Genomic DNA, 20,497 nt, shown 5'->3' with positions numbered 1-20,497 from the left:
TTTTGCCGAGGACAGGATGATGGTTGGTCAACAGAAGCGTCGTCAGTGGAAGAGATTGTTGTCTCTATTGCTTGTCGGATTCAGCACAACCCTGGCTGTAATTCTGTCTTTGGTTGGGCTAACGGCCTGCTCAACATCAACTGTGAGTGGCGATCGCGTCGAGTTAACCCTGGTGTCCTTTGCGGTAACGCGAGCCGCCTATAAAGAAATCATCCCTCAGTTTGCCGCCCAATGGCAGCAGGAGCATGGACAAACTGTGGTCATCAACCAGAGCTATGGTGGTTCTGGCTCCCAAACGCGAGCGGTGATAGATGGCTTAGATGCTGATGTGGTGGCGTTAGCCCTGGCGCTCGATGTGGAAAAGCTAGAGCAGTCTGGTTTAATTCAGCCGGGATGGGAACAGGAACTTCCCAATGGTGCGATCGCCCACACGTCCGTTGCCGCATTAGTACCTCGCACAGGCAACCCCAAAAACATCACAAATTGGGCAGACCTGGCTAAGGCTGATGTTAGCGTCATCACGGCCAATCCCAAAACATCGGGCGGTGCCCGCTGGAATTTTTTGGCATTGTGGGGTTCAGTGGCGCAAGCCGCCGGAACAGATGCCACCGCCCTGGACTACACCACCAAAGTGTTTCAAAATGCGCCCGTTTTACCGCGAGATGCCCGCGAATCAACCGATGTTTTCTTCAAACAAGCGCAGGGGGACGTGTTAATTAACTACGAAAATGAAGTGATTCTGGCACGGTTAAACGGTCAAGATTTGCCCTATGTTGTCCCCGACATTAATATTTCAATTGAAAATCCAGTCGCCGTGATTGATAGAAATGTCGATCGGCACGGCACTCGCGCTGTCGCAGAAGCGTTTGTGCAATATCTATTTACGCCAGAAGCCCAGCGAGAGTTTGCCAAAGTTGGGTTTCGCCCCATAGAGCCAACCGTCACTGCCGAATTTGCTGAGCAGTATCCCCCCATTCAAACGCTGTTTACGGTTCAAGATCTGGGAGGATGGGATACCGTTCAAGCTAAGTTCTTTGCCGATGGCGCTCTTTTTGACCAAATTCAAGCCACGATTGGCAGAGGCTAATGCCATAACCTCTACTCAGTAACCTCTACTGATAGAACCGTTTAGCCGCGTTGTCTTCTACTTTGCTCGATCTATGACTTTTTCCCAGACATCCGATCCCTCCTCCTGGCAGCGGTTGCGCGATCGCATCAGCCACATTTCCCTACCGTGGCGCGTCACCTGGATTTATCTCAGTATCATGCTGTTTCTGCCAACGATCGCCCTGTTGCTGCGAGCCAGCACTACCGGCCCCGCCCGGTTTTGGGAAATTGCTACCAGCGACATTGCCCTATCTGCCTATAATGTCACCTTCGTCACTGCCTTAGTGACAGCGTTGATTAACGGCGTGTTTGGGCTGCTAATCGCCTGGGTGCTGGTGCGCTACGAGTTTCCCGGTCGCAGAATTATGGATGCGGTGATCGATCTACCGTTTGCGTTACCCACTGCTGTTGCAGGCTTAACCCTGGCAACGGTTTATAGCCCCAACGGTTGGATTGGGTCATTACTGGCACCTCTGGGTATCAGAGTGTCCTTTACGCGGTTGGGAGTAGCGGTTGCCATGCTGTTTATCTCGCTGCCGTTCGTTGTGCGAACGTTGCAACCCGTGCTGCAAGAGATGGAACGAGAAATTGAAGAAGCGGCCTGGAGTTTGGGTGCATCGCAATGGCAAACCTTTTGGCGAGTTTTATTGCCGCCGCTTGTTCCCGCCATGCTGACGGGGGTTGCCCTTGGCTTCTCCAGAGCCGTGGGCGAATATGGCTCCATTGTGATTGTGGCAGGCAACATCCCGTTTCAAGATTTAATTGCACCCGTGCTGGTGTTTCAACGACTGGAGCAGTTCGACTATGTGGGCGCAACGGTAATTGGCACCGTCATGCTCGTTGTGTCTTTGCTGTTGCTCTTAGGCATCAATCTTTTACAAGCGTGGGGGCGGCGTTATGAATTCTAGAGTGAAACCCATTGAACCGTTCTCCGCTGCCTCTGAAGGGGCAGCGAAGGTTCCGGCAACCCCTCAACCTCGCTGGGTGAAGTGGGTGCTGGTGGGAACCGCGATCGCCTACCTGGCGCTAATTCTGTTCGTTCCGGCTCTCAATGTGTTTGTCCAAGCCTTTAGTGAAGGGGTGGGGCCATTTTTAAGTAACCTGACCGACCCAGACTTTATCAACGCTGTTCGGCTAACGCTGATCATCACTCTAATTGTGGTGCCGATCAATACGGTCTTTGGGCTATGTGCCGCCTGGGCGATCGCGCGTAACCAGTTTCCGGGGCGCACCTTGCTCATTAGCCTCATCGATTTGCCTTTTTCTATATCCCCCGTCGTCGCCGGACTGATGATTGTCCTGCTATACGGTCAGCGCGGCTGGTTCGGCCCCCTGCTCGAAAGCATGAACCTCAAAGTCATTTTTGCCTTGCCGGGAATGGTCTTTGCTACCGCCTTTGTCACCTTGCCCTTTGTGGCGCGTGAAGTGATTCCGGTATTAGAAGAAATCGGTCGCGATCAAGAAGAGGCCGCCAAAACGCTAGGGTCTGGAGATTGGCAAACCTTTTGGCGGGTCACTCTGCCCAACATTCGCTGGGGCTTACTGTACGGGTTAATTCTAACCAGTGCCAGAGCAATGGGAGAATTTGGTGCAGTTGCGGTGGTTTCTGGCAACATCATCGGTAAAACGCAAACCCTGCCGCTGTTTGTAGAGGAAGCGTATAAGCAGTATCAAACGCAGGCTGCTTTCTCCGCAGCCATTTTGCTAGGGCTGTTGGCCGTCATCACCTTGATCTTAAAAGAAATCGTAGAGCGCAGAACTCGAATCAAAGCACCAAGAGAATCGTTAGATTAGGGAACGTGTAGCACACCCAACTCATAGCCTTTGTCAACCAGGTAACGCGAAACGGCAACTATGCCATGCTGTTTTCAATCGCCCAACGCGCCAGTTCAGTCCGATTGTGCAGCCCCGTTTTGCCGAGCATATTACTCACGTGGCTTTCAATCGTGCGTTGACTCACATTGAGTTCTTCTGCAATTTCGCGGTTTGCCATGCCCCGTGCTACATATTGAACCACTCGCAGTTCAGTAGGCGTTAGCTCAACATCAAACGGCACCTGGATCTTGGGAGCCGAATCCGATCCCTTCTCCTGCCGCTGAATCAACCGAGACGCTTGCTTGAGAGAAGACTCAACCTGAGCGACGAGTTCTTCTGGCTCAAACGGCTTCACCATGTAGACATCTGCACCGGTATTCAACCCTTTCACCCGGTCTTGGCTCTGACCTTTGGCAGACAAAAACAAGACTGGAATCCAGCTTGTGCGCGGATCTTTACGAACATGCTCTACCAGTGAATAGCCATCCATTTGCGGCATCATCACATCACAGATGATCATGTCCGGCGTATCTTTTTGCAAGACCTCTAGCGCTTCTTGACCGTTTTCGGCAGTGACTACTTCGTATCCCCGAAATTCTAAATAGTCTTTCACTAACAAGATCAAATTCGGATCATCATCGATCAATAAAAGTCGTTTGTGATCTCCCACACTATTTTCCTTCATGCTTTGTTACTCACCACGCCTAGGTCAACAATAGGTCTATCAACACTCGTTTAAGGTGCCCTTTTCTGTCTCCTCAGTTAGCCTTGATAGCAGCCTTGATAGGTTCTGCATCCTTTCAAGCCTCGATAAGGTGTTGGATAGACAAAACGGTTGCAGTCGGTCTAGTTCCCAGTCATGTCTTTCCCTGATTAAAGGATAGCTAACGAACCTACCTGCGAAAATTTAGTAAAATCGCAGATGTTTACACCCCACTCACCGCGATATTATATATTGCCTTTCTTTTGATGGGTTAAATTTACGCGCTATAGAAAAAGTCTGAGTACCAGTTTTGTGGCATTTGGTTGGCTCAGCCCTATTTGATTCTTCCGTCAAATGAAGGCGATCGCATCCATTTACAGGGTTGTGAAAGAAATCTTAATCGTTTGACTCCTGTTTGTTCAATTCCGGTAAAGGATGAACCAAAAATGCGTACTCTTCTACGATTTGATTGCCCATCAAATGCTCTTGAATAATGCGCTCAATGACCTCTGGGGTTGTACTGTGATACCACACTCCATCCGGATACACCACCAGAATGGGCCCCCGCTGGCACACCCGCAAACAGTTAGCCTTGGTACGAAACACACAGGAAGGGCGCTCTGGGGTCGAGATATCTAACTTTAGCTGCTTAAGACGTTTCTTGAGGTAGTCCCAGGCCACCAGGCTATCAGCCTTGTCGCAGCATTTGGGATTAGTTTGGTCGGCGCAGATAAATATATGCCGCTGAATTTGAGACAACCCCAGCGCTTGAGAACAGGCGGCCAACGACTCCAGTGCTAAAGCATCACAATCAGGAGACATAATCACATCAAGGAGATTTCACCTACTCAACTATACCTACTGTGGGCCACCAGGCATTCGCAGCCCATCAGGCAAGCGCCTCAGCATTCATTTATATTGCGCTCGGTATGCTGCACTCGACGTTTGCACTCAATTAATTCTGACTGATTTTGTGACCTGAGATTCCCGGAAGCGATCGCCACAACTGCCCATCCATCTTGCTTTGGTTCCGTCGCCAAAAAGGATTCCGTCACAGTAAGAGCGTACCCAAAACCAGCACCCCAGCCTCAGCCCATTCAACCACAGCACCATAGGTATCGCCCGTGTGGCCGCCCAACTGCCAGCTAAACCAGGCTGCCATCCCGAAGGCGATCGCGCCGCCCGCCACTAGCCCAACCACCAACCGCCACTGAGCGCTCTGCCCCAGTCCCAGCAGCAAACAGACTCCTAGCATCAACAGCAATCCAGGAATGATGTCCCAGGCTGACGGCAGTGCCGCTTTATGAAAAGCCCCCTTTCCCGTCGGCTTCAGATACGGATAGCAGGCGATCGCCACCTGCTGCCCCCATCGTCCCCAGCCTGCCGCAACGGCTAACACTCCCCAGCGCAGGGTCGGCAAATCGCTAAGGGCAGCGGTTTTAAGCAGCAGCAGGGCGATCGCGGCCATCGCTCCAAATGCGCCCGTAGCACTATCGGTCATCACCTGCAATCGACGTTGCGGTTGGGTTACAGCCAGCCCATCCGCCGTATCCATCACGCCATCCAGGTGCAGCCCTCCGGTAACTGCCACCCACACCATCACAACAACCGTACTGCGGGTCAGTACAGGCATCCCCAACTGCTGCAAGCCAAAATCCAGCAGCCCCAGCCCCCCACCCAGCAGCAGTCCAACCACTGGTGCCAGACGAGCAACGGTTTGAAACTCCAGAACCCAGGTGGCAGGCAAAGGAATACAGGTGTAAAACACAACCGCTGCTGCCAAACGAGCCAACGCTAACTGAACCTTTGCCTTCAACCACGACAAGGGCTGTCTAGCCGGATCATCATGCTGTGGATCTGCCATGCATCCCAACCAGGGGTATACCGTTTGAGAATTGAACCTTTAAAACTGGAGTAGCGTCATTCAAGGGCGATCGCTGTAACGGTTACTGTCGGCTTGTTTGAATCAACTGCTCAGTTTTGACGCTGATCCAAACAGCGGAACTGACGGTAACTCTTATCACACAGCATTTGCTCCAAGAATCAGCATTCTGGCTGAATCACTGATTCAACGTTGCCGTCATAATTAAGGCTTGAATTGTGGAAAAATCGACCGTAGCTCATTTTAGACGGGGATTTCCGTATATTTCATTAAGGGCGACTTTGAAGTCCTGAGATAAGATTGTTCCAAGTACTCCCCTGAACAGGAAACTGAGTTGCCAAACCTGCCCGCCCCCGCCAAGTTTCTCAAACTTTGCTTGGCAGTTCAACGCTTTTTCCTGACCTAGTGTACCCATCCCGGCAGAAGTAGTTATCGGTTCCCTTGGTAAGTTCATTCATCCTATGATCTGAGGAGTCTATCGATTGCTATGACGCTATTCTTTGTTTCGCTAGTCGTAACGCAACCTAAGGTCCCATTTAGACCAAGGGCTTCTATTGTATGAATCACGATCAACTTCCTGGAAACATGAAACTGCCTGCCCCTTGCATTGTTGATGCCGGAATTGTGGTCAATAAGCAAGATATGCAGCGGTTACTCAGCGACTTGAGCCGAGTTCGCTACAGCTACACTCAAGACGGTGAACCGCTCGTCGAATCTGAGGAAGGCTATGTGCTGGAGGTGTTCGCCGACCCGCAGCGATCGACCCTTGTAGCCAACCATACCCTCTATCTCAACGTTCATAGTTTTGACTATCTCGAACTGAAGCGCAGCGGTGAGGGGCAGCCCTGCTTCGACCTGGCGCAAGAAAATCGGCAGTTGCGGCTGATTCCGCTCTCCAACCCGCTGCAAGAGCAGGCAACTCGAAGCCTGAACGCAGCCGCACTGGAAGCCGTAGTGGCTGAGGTGCTGTCTGCCAGTTGGGATGTGCGAATCGACGATGAAGAGAATTTTTCTCTGTAAATTCTATACACTCTATAGAGCATCAATTTAAGCAATTAGGTTCAGGGATTGAATTTTTCATTTCACTGTCAGGCGGGCTGTCGGCACACTCAAGCCCGCGCGGGGATTTTTTCGACACCTCACGGACTGGTTGAAACACCGCGCTTTATGCCCGTTGGGACGTTAGCAAATGTCAAAACGGTGACTCCGGAGCAACTGCAAGCAACCGGGGCGCAGATGGTATTAGCCAACACGTATCACTTGCATCTTCAGCCGGGTGAAGAGATTGTGGAGAAGGCCGGGGGAGTCCATCGGTTTATGGGTTGGGATGGCCCCATGCTGACCGATTCCGGTGGGTTTCAGGTTTTTAGCCTGAGCGAAATTCGGGCGATCGCCGAAGAGGGCGTGACCTTTCGTTCGCCGCGCGATGGGCAAATGATTCACCTGACACCAGAGCGATCGATCCAAATTCAAAATGCGCTGGGTGCTGATGTGATCATGGCGTTTGACGAATGCCCCCCTTATCCGGCTAGCTGGGATGCCGTGGCCGCTGCAACCGAGCGCACCTATCGCTGGCTAGAGCGCTGTGTAGTTGCCCACCAACGCCCCGATCAGGCGCTGTTTGGCATTATCCAGGGGGGCGTGTATCCCGACTTAAGGCAACAGGCCGCCAAAGCCATCACCGCGATCGATTTACCGGGATATGCCATCGGGGGCGTTAGCGTTGGCGAACCCGCCGAATTGATCGAAACGATTGTGCGTGGTACGACCCCGTTTATGCCCGAACACAAGCCGCGCTATCTGATGGGAGTAGGCACCTATCGCGAAATGGCACAGGCGATCGCTGCCGGAATCGATTTGTTTGATTGTGTGATTCCCACCCGTTTAGCCCGTCACGGTAGCGCCCTGGTGCAAGGCGATCGCTGGAATTTGAAAAACGCCCGATTTCGGGAGGATTTTACCCCCCTGGATCAGGAGTGCCCCTGTTACACCTGCCAGCGGTTTACCCGTGCTTACATTAGCCATCTGTTACGCGCCCAGGAACTGTTAGCCTTCACCCTGATCTCAATCCACAACATTACAGAGTTGGTGCGGTTTACACAGCGCATCCGGGAGGCCATTCTGCACGATCGCTTTACGGTTGAGTTTGCCCACTGGTTGCGTCCAGCATCGGGTTAAGGGCTTCTCATCGTCCAGTTTGTTATCTGGTATACCGTTCTACTCGAAGCCAGATTGCTTCGGTAGGATGGAAGTCCATTTTGATAGATGCAGACCAGGACTGTTTTCATGACACTATTTCGATGGATGCTGCCCCTGCTTAGCAGTGCTGTGCTGCTTGGTTGTAGCACGGTCAGCGATCGTTCCCCTACTGCTGAGATTGTCCCCTCTCCCCAGGTCGTATCCAGCCCCAACAGCGAAAGAGACACCCTGCTGACGGCAACAGAGGCCGATGCCCTCATGGCGGATGTTATCAACGCCATCAACACTGAAGATGTGCTGTATCTAATGCCCTACATGCTGGAGCGCGATCGGTATCAGGCTAATGTTGAAGCAGCGATCGCAGACTATCAGACTTATTTTGCTGGCGCACCGATTGAGCGGGTGCAACGAGAGCGAGTAGAGCAACTCGGAGCCTCAAGCCAACGCTTCGAATACCGGCTATATGGCAGCAACGGCATCAGCAAGCCGATTACACTTTACCAGGATCAATCCATTCGCCTGGTTGACGAGTTTTTCCTCTATTCGCATTGGGCTAAGGCCATGCTGGATGAAGTGATCGCTTCCATTCAAGCCAGTGATGCAGAGCAGCTTGCCAGGGCGCTCACTGCCGATGATTTGCCCTATCCGGTTGACCAGGCCGAAACAGCGATCGATCGCTACGGCGCTCAGTTTGATGTTGATACGCTGGATTATCGGTTTGCAGGCTCAGCAGAAAACAGAAACGGCTTCAACTACGTCATCATCGGTTCCCAGAACGGACAACCGCGAGAGCATCCCGTTACGGTCATCTACGGTGACGGTTTAGTTGGATTGCAGGACAATCTGATTCCAGCCCTGCCTTCAGCCAATTGAGCGCTGATGCACCTGACGAATACTACTGCCCAACCATTGCCAGGATTTTCTCGGCCACGTCCTCTGGCACGGGCATTACTGACAACCGGTTGCCCCGCCGCACCAGCAACAGTTCCTCGGCACTAAAGGTTTGCCGTAACTGCTCCAGCGGAATGAGCGCAGGGAACGATCGCACAAATTCAACCCTGACCGTTTGCCAGCGGGGCGAGTCGAGTGACGATTTGGGATCGTAATACTGGCTTTGGGCATCAAACTGAGTCGGGTCGTCGATTCCAGGCTGAGCGACGCGCATCAGTCCGGCAATACCAGGCGGGCTAGACTGGGAGTGATAAAAGAAAGCCAGATCGCCGACCTGCATTTCGCGCAAGAAGTTTCGCGCCTGGTAATTGCGGATGCCATCCCAAATCGTTTTGCGATCGCGTTCCAGATCGGCAATTCCATAAACCTCAGGCTCAGACTTCATCAACCAATAACGCATAGATGAATCGCTGCTTCAAGGGGCATCAGTTGCACAAGAGTGAATGGCCGACAAGGGCACAACCATTTAGCTCTCAACAGCATACTGATTCAGAGCCGCTTTTATAGCATGAGTTTTAACTGTGATGAATTGAAGACGAATCGGAATGGGGCGATGAGTCGGCAGGCAGGGAGATGTCGTTTTGAGAGCGAGCCTCAGCGCTGGGAGCCAATGCATCGGGTTGGGTAGACGACAACTCCCAGGGATCAGCGATCGCCGCTGGTTCTGAGGCATCTGAGGCATCTGAGGCATCTAGGGCATCATTGACCTCAAGGTGATTAAAACTATCGCTGTCGTCGCTAGAGTCCAGGCGTTGCACTTGGATTTTTTGCAGTCGTGGGCCGTCTACCACCGCCACGCGAAACTCCCACTGGTTGTATTGCAATAGCTCTCCCTCAACCGGAATTTTTTGCAGTTGGTAGATCATAAACCCACCCAACGTTTGATATTCCTCCGATAGCGGCAAATCCAGGTTGAGCAGATCGTTTACTTCTTCTATGTCGAGCTGGGCTTGAACCAAGAAACTCTGTTCGTTCAGCACTTGAACGTTCAATTCTTCAGAGCTTTCAGGCTCGTTGTGCCCAATAATTTCGGCCGCGATATCCTCAATGGTGACCAGACCCGCCGTTCCGCCAAATTCATCCATTACCATCACCATTGCCTGTCCCAACCGCTGCATCGAGTGCAACAGTTCATGCAGGGGCAGGTATTCGGGCACAAACTGAGCAGGACGAACCCACGCCTGAATGGGGGTATCCAACTGCAACACGCCCTCAACTAGCGGTGCGGCTAGTTCCTTAAAGTAGATGATGCCCAGGATATCGTCTAGCGATTCTCCCATGACCGGATAGCGAGAGTGCCCAGACACCGATACTTCGTGCAGCAAATCTTGAAAGGTCGCAGTATGGGGAACTGCAACCACGCTAATCCGAGGCACCATCACTTCACCCGCCGTGACTTCTGCAAACTCGAAGACATTGGTGAGCAATTCTCGCTCTTCTTCCTCCAAATCTGGTGATTCAGCAGACGTGCTGATGATCAGCTGCAATTCTTCCGGAGAAATGCGGTTAGACCAGGCTTGCCCCGCGTATTGCACACCCACCAGCCGCAGCAACCACCGTGTTGACTGATTCAACCCCCAAATGAAGGGATTAAAGAACCGGGCGATCGCCAGGCTAGGAGGCCCCAGTACCCGTGCCAACTGCTCTGGATATAGTAACGCCATTGATTTGGGACAGAGTTCGCCTAAGACAATTTGCAAATAGGCAATCAGAAAAAAGGCCAGCGGAATCGCTACAGAATGGGACAAAGTCTGAGTCGTATCCAGTGGCAACGGCAACCGAGCCAGGAGGACAGCCAGGAGGACAGCCATCGTGCTTTCGCCAATCCACCCCAAGGCCAAGCTAGACAGGGTAATACCAAGCTGCGTTGTCGAAAGTAGCCGATCCAACCCCCGTTGCAGATCTTGAACGGTCTTTGCCTGGATATCGCCAGCAGAGGCGAGTTGATTGATCCGCGATCGGCGAACTGAAACAATAGAAAATTCAGCCGTCACAAAGAACGCGTTGATGGCAATTAACAAGAACACCGACAGCAACCGCAGAAACACATCTGTTCCAGTCAACTGAGAGACAGTGCTAATTGCCACTGGGCTGGAAGCAAAAAGAATCATCCGTGAGGGCAAAAACAAGATCACAGTGGGGCGCGATCGTACTGGCGAGACCAGAACGTTTCAGTCATCTAGCAGGTTATCTCTCAACGGGAATACCAGACAGTCGCAATGTAAGCTGTTGGTCGGGGTAGTCCGGCAGCGATAAAGCGACACTATCTACCCCATCCAGTACAGCGGATGGAATGCTGACCACACCAGAGTATTTTTCATTGTTTGGGGGCAGTTCTGCTGGCAAACCTTGAGTATTAGCACTCATCATTCGACCCTGGTTATCCGTCACGTCCATAAAGCTGTACAGGAATTGCACGGTTTGGGAACCGCTATTCTGTAAGCTTACCTCCAATACGAGTTCTCCATCATGCTCATAAGCAGAACGAACGGACATGGTGACACCCTGATCGGTACTGGCGATCGGAAATCCGGCTTGAGAAGAGCTGGCTAACGACTCGGTTTGATGGGAGACATTCACGACAGACACTTCAGTCGCCGCTTTCGTTTGCACACTGCTTTGAACCTCGGACTTGGGCGCAGCCGACTGAGCATTGCCCTTCATCCGGGCTTCTACATCGGTCAAGATGTCGTCTTCACGCAGCAGCGTAAATTCTTCTCGGCGAGCCGTACTGCCATCAGATGAAGTATCGACACCGCTATTGGGGCGAACGTCTGGCTGGGTGATGCCTTTGAGTGCCTGTCGCCCTAAGCTGTAGCCCCAGGATGCGCTCACAATTCCAGCCACAATCATAAGGAACAGGAGTCCCAGGGTTAGGACGACGGTGGGATTGATGCGGTTGCTGCTCATACGGGATGCTGTTTGTGCGGTTAATTATTTGTGCGGTTGATTATAGAAGAAGGCAAACTATCTGGTTTAGTTTCGGGCGATCGCGCCATGCCCGGTTGAACTAGAATTTTATGCGCTAAGTCTAAGAAATGGTGCAGGGCGCAACCACCTGTCGTCAAAAGATTTCACATTTCGAACGGCATCTGGCTCTTGCCTTCCCCCGGACACAGCAGGATACAATAGGTGTTTAGTGAAGGAATGCTTCACAGCCAGGGTTGGCCGAGCGGTATAGGCAGCGAACTCATAATTCGCGTTAGGCGGGTTCAACTCCTGCACCCTGGATTTGAGGAACCGGATTTGGGGAACCCGTGTGTCCCACAATCATACCGACACAGGTTAATCGAAATGGGTTGAGAGAGCAGCAAACCTGCGGTTTCTAGCTGGTTGACAGAGAAACCGCAGGTTGAGTTGCACAGACTGCATGGGGCGATATTAATCGTGGGCTTGAACTCAGAACTTCTTCTAGACGCTGTTCAAAGCAACCTGTGTTTGATCAGGGCTTATGTTTGATCAGGGATTAGTAGAGAGCTGGAACCGAGCTAGGTGTAGGAGGAGTTTGAGGCGGTGCAGCCGGGGCGATCGGCACCTGGGGTACAAACTCGCTACCCGTAATTCGCTCGGTTTGGAAGGTGGGCGACACTAGCAATGATGAGTTAAACGGATTGTCCAGGTCGGGGGTGCGAATTAGCGGCGAGCTGGAAACTTGCTGTTGCAACAGCTCTCTATACAGTTGGTGTACGTCTTCTGCATCTGAAGCGATTTGGTTTTCAGGAAAAGGGCCAATAAACCAGGTGATGTTGTTAGGAGGACGGCGGTTTTCAAAAAAGGTGCCACTGCCCCCAAAGAATTCACTCTCAAATGCCTCTGGAATAGACTGAACCTGGTCGGCATCTTGAGCGATCGCCATACTGCCGCCAGCCATCACAATGGATACCGCAATGGCTAACGAACCCGGTAGACCTTTCATCCCCACAACCATAAAAATATCCTCAATTTTGCGCTCCATGCTAACTCATCTTGGCCGCTTAAGATCAGAAATTAGTTATAAATCACTAGACGAAGATTAAACTCCTCTCTTCTGGTAGAGTTTTGCTTGGATTAGTCCGTAATTTCCGATCGCTATTTATGACCCAGCCAACATTACCAACAGAAACCCTTGCCGCGATCGCCACTGGTGATCTACCAACCGTACGCCAATTGTTGCTCGATTTATTTTGCGAGGTGGCCTACCGAGAGGGCGATTTTGTGCTGTCATCTGGACAGAGCAGCACTTACTACATCAACGGCAAACAGGTGACGCTACATCCCTACGGTGGGTTAGCGGTTGGGCGAGTGTTGCGATCGATGTTGCCATCCGACACGGCAGCCGTAGCAGGCTTGACCTTAGGAGCCGACCCAATGGTAACGGCTACTAGCGTGGTGGCTGCAATGGCAGGGCAACCGATCGCAGCCTTGATTGTGCGAAAGGAAGCGAAAGGGCACGGTACCCAAGCCTACATTGAAGGCCCAACCCTGGGGGCAGACAGTTCGGTTGTGGTGTTGGAAGATGTGGTTACCACCGGACAGTCGGCCTTGAAAGCGGTGGAACGTCTACGGCAAGCGGGATACCGGGTGAACCAGATCATTGCCCTGGTCGATCGCCAGCAGGGTGGGGCTGAGCTTTACCAGCAGCAGGGGTTACAGTTTGAAACCGTGTTTTCAATTCAAGACATCCAGCAACGGTGGGCGCAACGCCAGGCTTAAGCAACCAGGCCACCTGCGACTGCTAATAACGTTCCGGCAAGGTCCGGTTAAGCAACAGAATAATTGCAGCGACATTCATCAAGGCGGACACAAAGTGGGCATTCTGAACGTAGGATGCTGAGTTCTAGCAAGCCTCCGCAGAACTAGCCTCTGTAAGTGTGATCACACTGAACGGAACGCAGATGGTTTCTCCCCCCGATCAACCCAAAGCACGTAAACAAAAACGACTGGCGATCGCTGTTGCCGCCCAACTGGAGAGCATTCTGGGTAAATTGCCTCCAGAAGCGCAAATTTGGTTTGAAAGCCTGCCGTGGCATCAACGCCGTTATGTGTTGTCGCTATGCTATCTCATGTGTGCTGCTCCACCGGAGATCCAGGCCGAATTTTTGGATGACTATACCGCTGATGGATTAGTGTCTAGAAAGTTGGAGGATCGAGATACCAAACAGCGAGTTAAAAAACACCTGAAGGAATTTAAACTGAAGACCGAATTAACAGAAGCGGTGTTAAGGAGCTACATTCGGCAGTTTTATGTGCATTCGGCTCAAGATGCTCGCAGACAGCCTGATTTGTATTTAGAGTCAGCGCTTAAACTGGTATTTAGCACCGAAGAAAGAAATAACGTTTTTAACTATATTTTGGGGTTTGAACTGTTAAAAATGATGTTTCGTATGAGCTGGTTGCAACATGAACGGTTGTACCGTCTTCAGCGCAACCAGGATGAATTCATTACAACTTATATCAAACCGATACAACATACCCATCGTGTTAATGGAATTATTGTTCCAAGAGATGAAGGGCTATTCTTTGCAAAGCGCAACTATTTTGTGCAGGAACCTGAAATTTCAGACAAGAAATTAATTGAATTGGTAATCGCTACCTTTACTACCGATATCACCAGCAACTTTGGATTTTCAATTATTCGTCATGCTAATTCTTTGATCTTTGATCATGATTATATTTTTAGACCCGAAGATGTCATTTTTCCAAATAATTAGTCCAGCGCGATCGGCTCGGCAATCCTATTCATATCTATTGTTATCCCACTTTCATCTTGATAGGGCAGAGATCCTACATAATAGATAAACTCGTTCTTCACAAGGCATCAGCATGAGATGTCGTTGTTAAAGAACGAGTTTAGTTGAGGGTTAGAGTCCCTTTATTTCTTGTAGTGTTGGCGCAGAGATTTGGTTATTTTTTTCCACCGGGCTTTCTCATCCAGGTGGGCACGTTGATCTTGTTTTCTAGCCAGATAATTTAACTCCTTGCCAAGTTTTTGATAGCTGTAGAACCGCGATTCATCTAACAGATTAGAGGCGATCGCCGCTTGAATAGCGCATCCCGGTTCGCGATCGTGCCGACAATCGCGAAAGCGACACTGAGCCGCCAGAGCTTGCACATCCGCAAAGGTTTCATCCAGGCTGCTTTCGGTTGCCCAAACCTGGATTTCTCGCATTCCCGGCGTATCCATAATCAAGCTTCCAGACGGCAACAAGAGCAGCTCTCGCCGGGTTGTGGTGTGCTGCCCCCGGTGATCCGCTTGACGAACAGCCCGTACTTTCTGAACTGCCGTTCCCAGCAGTTGATTGGTAATGGTCGATTTACCCACACCGGATGAACCGAGGAGAGCCACAGTTTTACCAGGTTGAAGATAGGCTGCTAGCTGCTCCAGGCCAGATTGCTGCACCGCACTTAACACCACTGTTGGAATGCCGGGTGCGATCGCCCCAACTGCCACCAACGCCGCATCAACGTCTTCGCATAAATCAACCTTGTTCAAAACAATCACTGGAGTAACGCCGCTCTCCCAGGCCAGGAGAAGATAGCGCTCAATGCGTCTGGGGTTAAAGTCTTGATCTAAACCAGATACCAGAAAGGCAGTATCAATGTTAGCCGCAACCACTTGCTCCTCTGTTTTTGTCCCTGCGGCCTTGCGAGAGAACTTGCTGGTTCTCGGCAGTATTTGATGGATCGTGGCGCGTTGTTCGGTTTCATTGGGTTGAATCACAACCCAATCGCCAACGACTGGAAACGCGTCTGCCTGGTTCGCCTGATAGCGTAGCTTTCCAGCCACTTCAGCCGTTACTTCACCCCGTTCGGTGTAGAGAATGTATGCGCCTCGATGCTCTACGGCAACTCGACCTGCCGAAAATCCCGCGTTGGCATACGGCTGAAACTGGCATCCCAAACTATAGTTCCAGCCCAATTGATTTAAGTTCATTTCTATTCCCCATGTGAAACCTGCGTTAGCAAGGTTCACAGAGGGCGAAGGCTCAAGACGGGTTAACCCATTGCTTAAGTCGATCGCTCTGTGACCCTGCATGAATGGATAGTGGTTGCGGATGCAATGGTCACCGACTCAGCCATAGAGCCTCCTGTTTATCTTGCAAAGGGTTGGATGTGAACCGTGTTGGCCGATCGCGGTCGCAGGCAACATTGTTCCTGGCGAGCGGATTACGACAACATACTACAATGTAATACAATGAGCCAATGGGGTCAATAGTGAATAGGCAATGCGTTTATGGGAAAGAACACGAAACGACCTATCGCGATCGCCCACGGATTCATTACACTTTGTAAAGGTAGTGTCTCTGTACTTAGAATAGCTATGGCAACTCGAAAAGATACGATTTTTGAGCAGTTTTTGGCTCCTATTGCCAACCTTTTGATCGACCGAGACGCTATGACACGGCACTACAAAAGCCGAGACTGGCAGCGAGAGAGCGATCGCTTTCGGCAATCCAACGTTGAGTATCCAGAGTATTACCATAGCCAAAATTTTCACGGCATTACGGGTGGGTATCTCACGGTAGATGCCGCCGTAACCTACGACCCCATTACTCAATATGCTCTGCCCCCAAACGAGGCATGGATTCGGCAAAGCCTGATTGACAAACTTCGCGGCCAGCCTCAGCGAATTTTAGACTTGGGTTGCGGTACGGGTTCCACCACACTGTTATTGAAACAAGCGTTTCCGAATGCGGAGGTGGTGGGAGTAGACCTTTCTCCTTATATGTTGGTAGTTGCTGACGAAAAGGCGCGACAGGCAGGATGCACAATTCAGTTTCAGCAGGCTAACGCTGAACAGACCCCATTTGCCGATGCCAGTTTTGATTTAGTAACCGCATCGCTGCTGTTTCACGAGACCCCACCAGATGTATCCCGTGCCATCTTGCGCGAGTGTTTCCGCTTACTTAAGGTAGGCGGCGAAGTGGCAATTTTGGATGGCAGTCAGGCGACCTTGCGCCAAACGACCTGGCTAACAGAAATCTTTGAGGAACCCTACATCAACGCCTATGCTGCTGGTAGCGTTGACGATTGGATGGAGCGAGCTGGGTTTGGTAAGGTGCAAACGCACGATGTGTGGTGGGTGCATCAGGTCACTCATGGCGTTAAACCGCTGCCATACCGTGCTGTGGACTATATCAACAACGCCAGGGTGGGCGATCGCCAATGGGCAATGGGATGAAGCATCTGCTGAGGGTTGACCTTCGCTTTCCTGGCATCCAATCCGGTGCAGCAGGGAACCTAGATCGATTACGCTTGGAACGGTTCAGCAATTGCTGGTACCGCATTACGACTGTCATCCTTACCCCCTCGCCACTACTGAGTTACTCCCATTCGTCACTGCTAGCCGCTCAACCCTATGACTTTGAAAGCTGTTTTGTTTGACTTCAACGGCGTTATCATTAACGACGAGCCGCTTCATCAAAAACTGATTGCTCAGCTCTTAATTGAAGAAAACCTTCGTCCCAACCCAGACGAATTCTGGCAGGTTTGCGTGGGTCGTAGCGATCGCGCCTGTTTAGCAGACTTGCTGGCGATGCGAGGACGAGTGGTGAGCGAAACCTATTTGAATGAGCTGATTACCCGTAAATCGAGAGCCTACCAGCAGCAATTAGCGGTCTTAGAAAACCTGCCAATGTATCCCGGCTTACCCGACCTGATGTTTCAACTGAAGTCCGCACGGGTGGTAATGGCGGTGGTAAGTGGAGCGGTGCGATCGGAAATTGAATTAGTGCTGGAGCGCACGGAACTCGCCAAGAATTTTTCCATTATTGTTGCAGGGGACGAAATTACAGCCAGCAAGCCTGATCCAGAAGGCTACTTGTTAGCGATTAAACGCCTGAATGAGGCATTTCCCGAACTGCAACTGCAACCAACCGAATGTTTGGCGATCGAAGATACGTTTGCAGGGCTACAAGCCGCCAAACGGGCTGGCATTTCGGTTGTCGGTGTCGCTAACACATACCCTTTTCACATGATGCAGCGTCATGCCAATTGGGCCGTAGACTATCTTTCTGAAATAGAACTCGATCGGGTGCGAGAGGTGTTTGCCAACCGCACGTCCCGGCAACCTGTGATGTGAGTTGGCTGTTTGTTATAGAGACTCACATTTTTGGAGATCTAACGGTTCTGTTCCTTCTCTCTACCTCACCGCCGCGACCCTTATATTGCTAAAATATTGAGGCATTATGGGGAGTTAGCGCAGTTGGTAGCGCGCTGCGATCGCACCGCAGAGGCCAGGAGTTCGAATCTCCTACTCTCCATGCCTCCATTTTGGTTCTGTACAAATATGAATGTCCATCTCTGAAGCATGAATGGCGTTGCCAAATAGAGATATGAACACGACCGACTCATTAGACCATTGCAGGCGACAGACTTGAAAATGCTGGTATGAGCTTCAGCGACATTCTGCCTTATTTTGGTATTGGTATCATCAGCATTCTGGGTATTGTCGTGCTGATCTGGCTTTTGATCGCAGGTAGTATTCTGCTGGTAACTAAAGGGCTACCAAAGGCGATTAACCACTTCTTTGCCGCCATTGTTACCGGAAACCTGGATGCCGCCTACGCCATGACCACCCCCAACTTCCAAAAGCGCACCTCCAAAAAACAGTTCACTAAATTCGTTAAAGCGAACCGCCTCAAGCATCACAAACGAGTACAGTTGCCTTTGTTTAACGTCGAGGGCGATTGGTGTCCGCTGGATCTCACCGTTGAGTTGACATCGGGTGAACAGGTTCCGCTATACGTGGAACTGGTTAAGGATGGGAAGACGTGGGCGATCGATGGGTTAGAGAGAGGACAGAACACGGCAGAACTGCCGTGAAGCAGGAGCAAAGAGAAGGGTAAAGTGGGGAGGATATCCAACCACTGATCACTGTTTGTGAAACGGTATGAAATGTCCTCATGCTTTGTCCGGGTGGCTGCCGCTGGTCGTGTTGATGGGAGGCATCCCGGCGATCGCCCAAACCCCCGATGCTGTGACTCGGTTAATTGAAACGGGTGCCTGTCGGGTGTGTGATCTCAGCAACGCCAACCTCAGCGGTATGAACCTGTCGGAGGTCGATCTAACCGGGGCGATTTTGGTCGGGGCAGACCTATCCAATGCCGATCTGCGTCGAGCCAGATTGCGGGGTGCCATTTTGAATGCTGCAAACTTGAGCGGTGCTGATTTTCGGGGCGCAAATTTGAACGACGCTAGTTTATATGGCGCGGTGATTAATCCCCCAGCAGACTTTTCAGGCGCTACCCTGGAATACACAATCATGCCGAATGGGACGGTTTATCAACCGTAGGCCATTTCCTCGTTGGCGTGAGGCACCCTGTTCTTTCCATCTAGCTAATGTATGGCGGTTGACTACGACCTCGTGATTCTTGGCGGCAGTGCGATCGCTCGATATGCGGCAGCAAAAGCCGTACAGTTCAAAGCCCGTGTCGCTCTGGTTGAACCCGATCCGGAGATGGTATCTGCTCTGGATACAGACGCGTTCTATGCCCATTCGGTTAATCAAATGGGACGGATGGCTCAACACCTGCGACGAGCCAACGAGCGGGGCATCCAATGGGATGGCGTTGATCCCAGCCAATCATCCCTATCGATGCAGTGGCCGCAGGGACAAACCTGGACACAACTGGCGGCAGAGGTGCAGGCCGAAGCCCGATCGCTGCCGTTGTTAGCCGCACAGGGAGTCGATGTCGTTTTGGGGCAGGGGGAGTTTAGCCCACGTCCCAGTCTGACCGTGGAGGCCAATGGGCGATCGCTCCATGCCCGGTCTTACCTGATTGCAACGGGTAGCCGTCCGGCTATTCCGGCGATCGAAGGGTTGGCGGCGGTTAACTATCTGACCCTGGCATCCCTATCTACCGCCAACTGGCAAACACTGCCAGAAAAGCTGATTATCATTGGCGCAGAACCCGCAGGGGTGGAACTGGCTCAAGCCTTTGCCCGATTGGGTTCTCAGGTCACTCTCATTATCAACCACTCGCAGCTTTTACCCTGCGAAGATGCCGAAGCGGCTTACCTGATTCAGGCTCAGCTTGAAGCAGAGGGTATCCGTGTTTTAACCCAAACGGCAGTCATTCAAACGAAACGGCTGGGGCATAAAACCTGGGTTCAGGCAGGGAATCAAGCCTTAGAAGCAGATGCGATCGTGCTAGCAACGGGGCATCGTCCCTGGGTTGAATCGCTCAACTTAGAAGGAGTTGGGGTCAAGTGGCATCGTCGAGGCATTCAGGTAAACCGACAACTGCAAACCGTTCACCCTCGAATTTACGCCTGCGGTGCGGTGCTGGGCGGCTATGGCTTTCCACAACTGGCTCGGCATGAGGTTGATGTGGCGCTTAGAAATGCGCTGTTTCTTCCTACTCGCTCGGTGAATTATGCAACGGTGCCCTGGGCTGTGTTGACCGATCCAGAGCTAGCCAGGGTAGGACTCACCGAAGCGCAGGCGCGGCGCAACTACGGCGATGAAATCATGGTGTTACGCTATCCCTTTAAAGCGCTGGCCAAGGCGCAACTTCGTGATGAAACCACTGGCCTGTGTAAGCTCATTGTTAAACCCACAGGTGAGATTTTGGGTGCCCATTTGGTGGGAGGAGACATGAGTGAATTCATTGGCACGATCGCCCTTGCCATGCAGCACACCCTGTCAATGGACGCGATCGCCAACCTGCAAACGGTATCGCCTAGCTTTTCAGAGGTGCTAAGCCATGCAGCGGCAGACTGGCAGCAGCAGCGGCGCGATCGCCATCCCTTTTGGCGAGATTGCCTGGAAAATTGGTTTAATCTTCGGCGATCGTGGTCACGCAAATGAGGGCTTTCGGGATTGCTCGGCTCCAACATCAAGTCACGCTTTGAAAAAA

21 protein-coding genes and 2 tRNA genes are annotated in these 20,497 nt (G+C 51.6%); 15 read left to right on the top strand and 8 right to left on the bottom strand.

Annotation, left to right across the window (positions count from 1 at the left end; genetic code table 11):
- The first annotated feature begins 16 nt into the window (after positions 1–16).
- From IQ268_RS19165 to cysW, 3 genes are all read left to right on the top strand, one after another.
- Complete coding sequence (locus IQ268_RS19165; RefSeq protein ID WP_193882661.1) at positions 17–1,087, top strand: sulfate ABC transporter substrate-binding protein; 1,071 nt, start codon at positions 17–19, stop codon at positions 1,085–1,087.
- A gap of 73 nt (positions 1,088–1,160) precedes the next feature.
- Positions 1,161–2,015 carry a sulfate ABC transporter permease subunit CysT gene (gene cysT / locus IQ268_RS19160; RefSeq protein ID WP_193882658.1) on the top strand — a complete coding sequence of 285 codons (855 nt, stop codon included), beginning with the start codon at positions 1,161–1,163 and terminating at the stop codon, positions 2,013–2,015.
- Positions 2,005–2,901, top strand: coding sequence for a sulfate ABC transporter permease subunit CysW (cysW, locus tag IQ268_RS19155; protein WP_193882656.1), 897 nt, complete (start codon positions 2,005–2,007; stop codon positions 2,899–2,901). The genes cysT and cysW overlap by 11 nt, the downstream gene beginning before the upstream one ends.
- Positions 2,902–2,959: 58 nt before the next feature.
- Here cysW and IQ268_RS19150 read toward each other — a convergent pair whose 3' ends face one another.
- From IQ268_RS19150 to cobS, 3 genes are all read right to left on the bottom strand, one after another.
- A complete protein-coding gene (locus IQ268_RS19150) occupies positions 2,960–3,607 on the bottom strand; it encodes a response regulator transcription factor (RefSeq protein ID WP_193882654.1) in 648 nt (215 codons plus the stop codon).
- A 414-nt stretch (positions 3,608–4,021) separates the two neighbouring features.
- Positions 4,022–4,447 carry a ferredoxin gene (locus tag IQ268_RS19145; RefSeq protein WP_193882652.1) on the bottom strand — a complete coding sequence of 142 codons (426 nt, stop codon included), beginning with the start codon at positions 4,445–4,447 and terminating at the stop codon, positions 4,022–4,024.
- A gap of 229 nt (positions 4,448–4,676) precedes the next feature.
- Positions 4,677–5,489, bottom strand: a complete 813-nt coding sequence (gene cobS, locus IQ268_RS19140) for an adenosylcobinamide-GDP ribazoletransferase (protein WP_193882649.1) — start codon at positions 5,487–5,489, stop codon at positions 4,677–4,679.
- A gap of 576 nt (positions 5,490–6,065) precedes the next feature.
- On the opposite strand from cobS, the gene IQ268_RS19135 reads away from it, so the two are divergent.
- The 3 genes from IQ268_RS19135 to IQ268_RS19125 all read left to right on the top strand — a co-directional run bounded on the left by IQ268_RS19135 (position 6,066) and on the right by IQ268_RS19125 (position 8,579).
- Positions 6,066–6,527 (top strand): hypothetical protein, encoded by a 462-nt coding sequence (locus IQ268_RS19135; protein ID WP_193882647.1) that lies wholly within the window; start codon positions 6,066–6,068, stop codon positions 6,525–6,527.
- A gap of 48 nt (positions 6,528–6,575) precedes the next feature.
- Positions 6,576–7,685: a tRNA guanosine(34) transglycosylase Tgt gene (gene tgt, locus IQ268_RS19130; RefSeq protein WP_193882645.1), complete on the top strand. Its 1,110-nt coding sequence runs from the start codon at positions 6,576–6,578 to the stop codon at positions 7,683–7,685.
- Between the two features lie 108 nt (positions 7,686–7,793).
- A complete protein-coding gene (locus IQ268_RS19125; protein ID WP_193882642.1) occupies positions 7,794–8,579 on the top strand; it encodes a hypothetical protein in 786 nt (261 codons plus the stop codon).
- Positions 8,580–8,601: 22 nt separating this feature from the next.
- On the opposite strand, the gene IQ268_RS19120 is transcribed toward IQ268_RS19125, so the two are convergent.
- The 3 genes from IQ268_RS19120 to IQ268_RS19110 all read right to left on the bottom strand — a co-directional run bounded on the left by IQ268_RS19120 (position 8,602) and on the right by IQ268_RS19110 (position 11,567).
- Positions 8,602–9,057: an EVE domain-containing protein gene (locus IQ268_RS19120; protein ID WP_193882639.1), complete on the bottom strand. Its 456-nt coding sequence runs from the start codon at positions 9,055–9,057 to the stop codon at positions 8,602–8,604.
- Between the two features lie 115 nt (positions 9,058–9,172).
- Positions 9,173–10,768, bottom strand: a complete 1,596-nt coding sequence (locus tag IQ268_RS19115) for a hemolysin family protein (RefSeq protein WP_193882636.1) — start codon at positions 10,766–10,768, stop codon at positions 9,173–9,175.
- A 76-nt stretch (positions 10,769–10,844) separates the two neighbouring features.
- A complete protein-coding gene (locus IQ268_RS19110) occupies positions 10,845–11,567 on the bottom strand; it encodes a hypothetical protein (RefSeq protein WP_193882633.1) in 723 nt (240 codons plus the stop codon).
- 248 nt (positions 11,568–11,815) lie between these two features.
- Here IQ268_RS19110 and IQ268_RS19105 point away from each other — a divergent pair.
- Positions 11,816–11,888, top strand: a tRNA-Ile gene (locus IQ268_RS19105).
- A gap of 235 nt (positions 11,889–12,123) precedes the next feature.
- On the opposite strand, the gene IQ268_RS19100 is transcribed toward IQ268_RS19105, so the two are convergent.
- Positions 12,124–12,612 carry a hypothetical protein gene (locus IQ268_RS19100; RefSeq protein WP_193882630.1) on the bottom strand — a complete coding sequence of 163 codons (489 nt, stop codon included), beginning with the start codon at positions 12,610–12,612 and terminating at the stop codon, positions 12,124–12,126.
- A 119-nt stretch (positions 12,613–12,731) separates the two neighbouring features.
- Here IQ268_RS19100 and pyrE point away from each other — a divergent pair, with 119 nt between their 5' ends.
- Together pyrE and IQ268_RS19090 are read left to right on the top strand one after the other, a co-directional pair.
- On the top strand, positions 12,732–13,349 hold the full coding sequence (gene pyrE, locus IQ268_RS19095; RefSeq protein ID WP_193882627.1) for an orotate phosphoribosyltransferase: 618 nt from the start codon (positions 12,732–12,734) through the stop codon (positions 13,347–13,349).
- A 182-nt stretch (positions 13,350–13,531) separates the two neighbouring features.
- Entirely contained in the window at positions 13,532–14,347 is an 816-nt protein-coding gene (locus IQ268_RS19090; protein ID WP_228035516.1) for a cobyrinic acid a,c-diamide synthase, read from the top strand.
- A 161-nt stretch (positions 14,348–14,508) separates the two neighbouring features.
- Here IQ268_RS19090 and rsgA read toward each other — a convergent pair whose 3' ends face one another.
- A complete protein-coding gene (gene rsgA, locus IQ268_RS19085) occupies positions 14,509–15,570 on the bottom strand; it encodes a ribosome small subunit-dependent GTPase A (RefSeq protein WP_193882752.1) in 1,062 nt (353 codons plus the stop codon).
- A gap of 387 nt (positions 15,571–15,957) precedes the next feature.
- Between rsgA and IQ268_RS19080 the strand changes: the two genes are divergently transcribed.
- The 6 genes from IQ268_RS19080 to IQ268_RS19055 all read left to right on the top strand — a co-directional run bounded on the left by IQ268_RS19080 (position 15,958) and on the right by IQ268_RS19055 (position 20,448).
- Positions 15,958–16,818, top strand: a complete 861-nt coding sequence (locus tag IQ268_RS19080; RefSeq protein WP_193882625.1) for a class I SAM-dependent methyltransferase — start codon at positions 15,958–15,960, stop codon at positions 16,816–16,818.
- 177 nt (positions 16,819–16,995) lie between these two features.
- A complete protein-coding gene (locus IQ268_RS19075; protein ID WP_193882623.1) occupies positions 16,996–17,718 on the top strand; it encodes an HAD family phosphatase in 723 nt (240 codons plus the stop codon).
- 108 nt (positions 17,719–17,826) lie between these two features.
- Positions 17,827–17,899 (top strand) — tRNA-Ala (locus tag IQ268_RS19070).
- A 127-nt stretch (positions 17,900–18,026) separates the two neighbouring features.
- A complete protein-coding gene (locus IQ268_RS19065) occupies positions 18,027–18,461 on the top strand; it encodes a hypothetical protein (RefSeq protein WP_193882621.1) in 435 nt (144 codons plus the stop codon).
- Positions 18,462–18,528: 67 nt separating this feature from the next.
- A complete protein-coding gene (locus IQ268_RS19060; RefSeq protein ID WP_228035514.1) occupies positions 18,529–18,930 on the top strand; it encodes a pentapeptide repeat-containing protein in 402 nt (133 codons plus the stop codon).
- A gap of 51 nt (positions 18,931–18,981) precedes the next feature.
- The gene (locus IQ268_RS19055; RefSeq protein WP_193882619.1) at positions 18,982–20,448 is read left to right on the top strand and encodes an NAD(P)/FAD-dependent oxidoreductase; all 1,467 of its coding nucleotides are present in this window, start codon (positions 18,982–18,984) and stop codon (positions 20,446–20,448) included.
- Positions 20,449–20,497: the final 49 nt, after the last annotated feature.

The sequence above is a fragment of the Oculatella sp. LEGE 06141 genome, assembly GCF_015207605.1.
In the GTDB taxonomy this organism is placed as follows: Bacteria; Cyanobacteriota; Cyanobacteriia; order Elainellales; family Elainellaceae; genus Oculatella.
The sequence above is the reverse complement of the archived record's forward strand: the minus strand, read 5'-3'. Positions and strand labels throughout refer to the sequence as shown.

Bases quoted from the DNA above. Each gene is read 5' to 3' on its own strand.
- IQ268_RS19150 (WP_193882654.1), bottom strand. From the start codon at position 3,607: ATGAAGGAAAATAGTGTGGGAGATCACAAACGACTTTTATTGATCGAT.
- IQ268_RS19125 (WP_193882642.1), top strand. From the start codon at position 7,794: ATGACACTATTTCGATGGATGCTGCCCCTGCTTAGCAGTGCTGTGCTG.
- cysW (WP_193882656.1), top strand. From the start codon at position 2,005: ATGAATTCTAGAGTGAAACCCATTGAACCGTTCTCCGCTGCCTCTGAA.
- cobS (WP_193882649.1), bottom strand. From the start codon at position 5,489: ATGGCAGATCCACAGCATGATGATCCGGCTAGACAGCCCTTGTCGTGG.
- IQ268_RS19110 (WP_193882633.1), bottom strand. From the start codon at position 11,567: ATGAGCAGCAACCGCATCAATCCCACCGTCGTCCTAACCCTGGGACTC.
- IQ268_RS19060 (WP_228035514.1), top strand. From the start codon at position 18,529: ATGAAATGTCCTCATGCTTTGTCCGGGTGGCTGCCGCTGGTCGTGTTG.
- pyrE (WP_193882627.1), top strand. From the start codon at position 12,732: ATGACCCAGCCAACATTACCAACAGAAACCCTTGCCGCGATCGCCACT.
- IQ268_RS19080 (WP_193882625.1), top strand. From the start codon at position 15,958: ATGGCAACTCGAAAAGATACGATTTTTGAGCAGTTTTTGGCTCCTATT.
- IQ268_RS19055 (WP_193882619.1), top strand. From the start codon at position 18,982: ATGGCGGTTGACTACGACCTCGTGATTCTTGGCGGCAGTGCGATCGCT.
- cysT (WP_193882658.1), top strand. From the start codon at position 1,161: ATGACTTTTTCCCAGACATCCGATCCCTCCTCCTGGCAGCGGTTGCGC.
- IQ268_RS19100 (WP_193882630.1), bottom strand. From the start codon at position 12,612: ATGGAGCGCAAAATTGAGGATATTTTTATGGTTGTGGGGATGAAAGGT.
- IQ268_RS19090 (WP_228035516.1), top strand. From the start codon at position 13,532: ATGGTTTCTCCCCCCGATCAACCCAAAGCACGTAAACAAAAACGACTG.
- IQ268_RS19065 (WP_193882621.1), top strand. From the start codon at position 18,027: ATGAGCTTCAGCGACATTCTGCCTTATTTTGGTATTGGTATCATCAGC.
- IQ268_RS19145 (WP_193882652.1), bottom strand. From the start codon at position 4,447: ATGTCTCCTGATTGTGATGCTTTAGCACTGGAGTCGTTGGCCGCCTGT.
- IQ268_RS19165 (WP_193882661.1), top strand. From the start codon at position 17: ATGATGGTTGGTCAACAGAAGCGTCGTCAGTGGAAGAGATTGTTGTCT.
- IQ268_RS19075 (WP_193882623.1), top strand. From the start codon at position 16,996: ATGACTTTGAAAGCTGTTTTGTTTGACTTCAACGGCGTTATCATTAAC.
- rsgA (WP_193882752.1), bottom strand. From the start codon at position 15,570: ATGAACTTAAATCAATTGGGCTGGAACTATAGTTTGGGATGCCAGTTT.
- IQ268_RS19120 (WP_193882639.1), bottom strand. From the start codon at position 9,057: ATGCGTTATTGGTTGATGAAGTCTGAGCCTGAGGTTTATGGAATTGCC.
- IQ268_RS19135 (WP_193882647.1), top strand. From the start codon at position 6,066: ATGAATCACGATCAACTTCCTGGAAACATGAAACTGCCTGCCCCTTGC.
- IQ268_RS19115 (WP_193882636.1), bottom strand. From the start codon at position 10,768: ATGATTCTTTTTGCTTCCAGCCCAGTGGCAATTAGCACTGTCTCTCAG.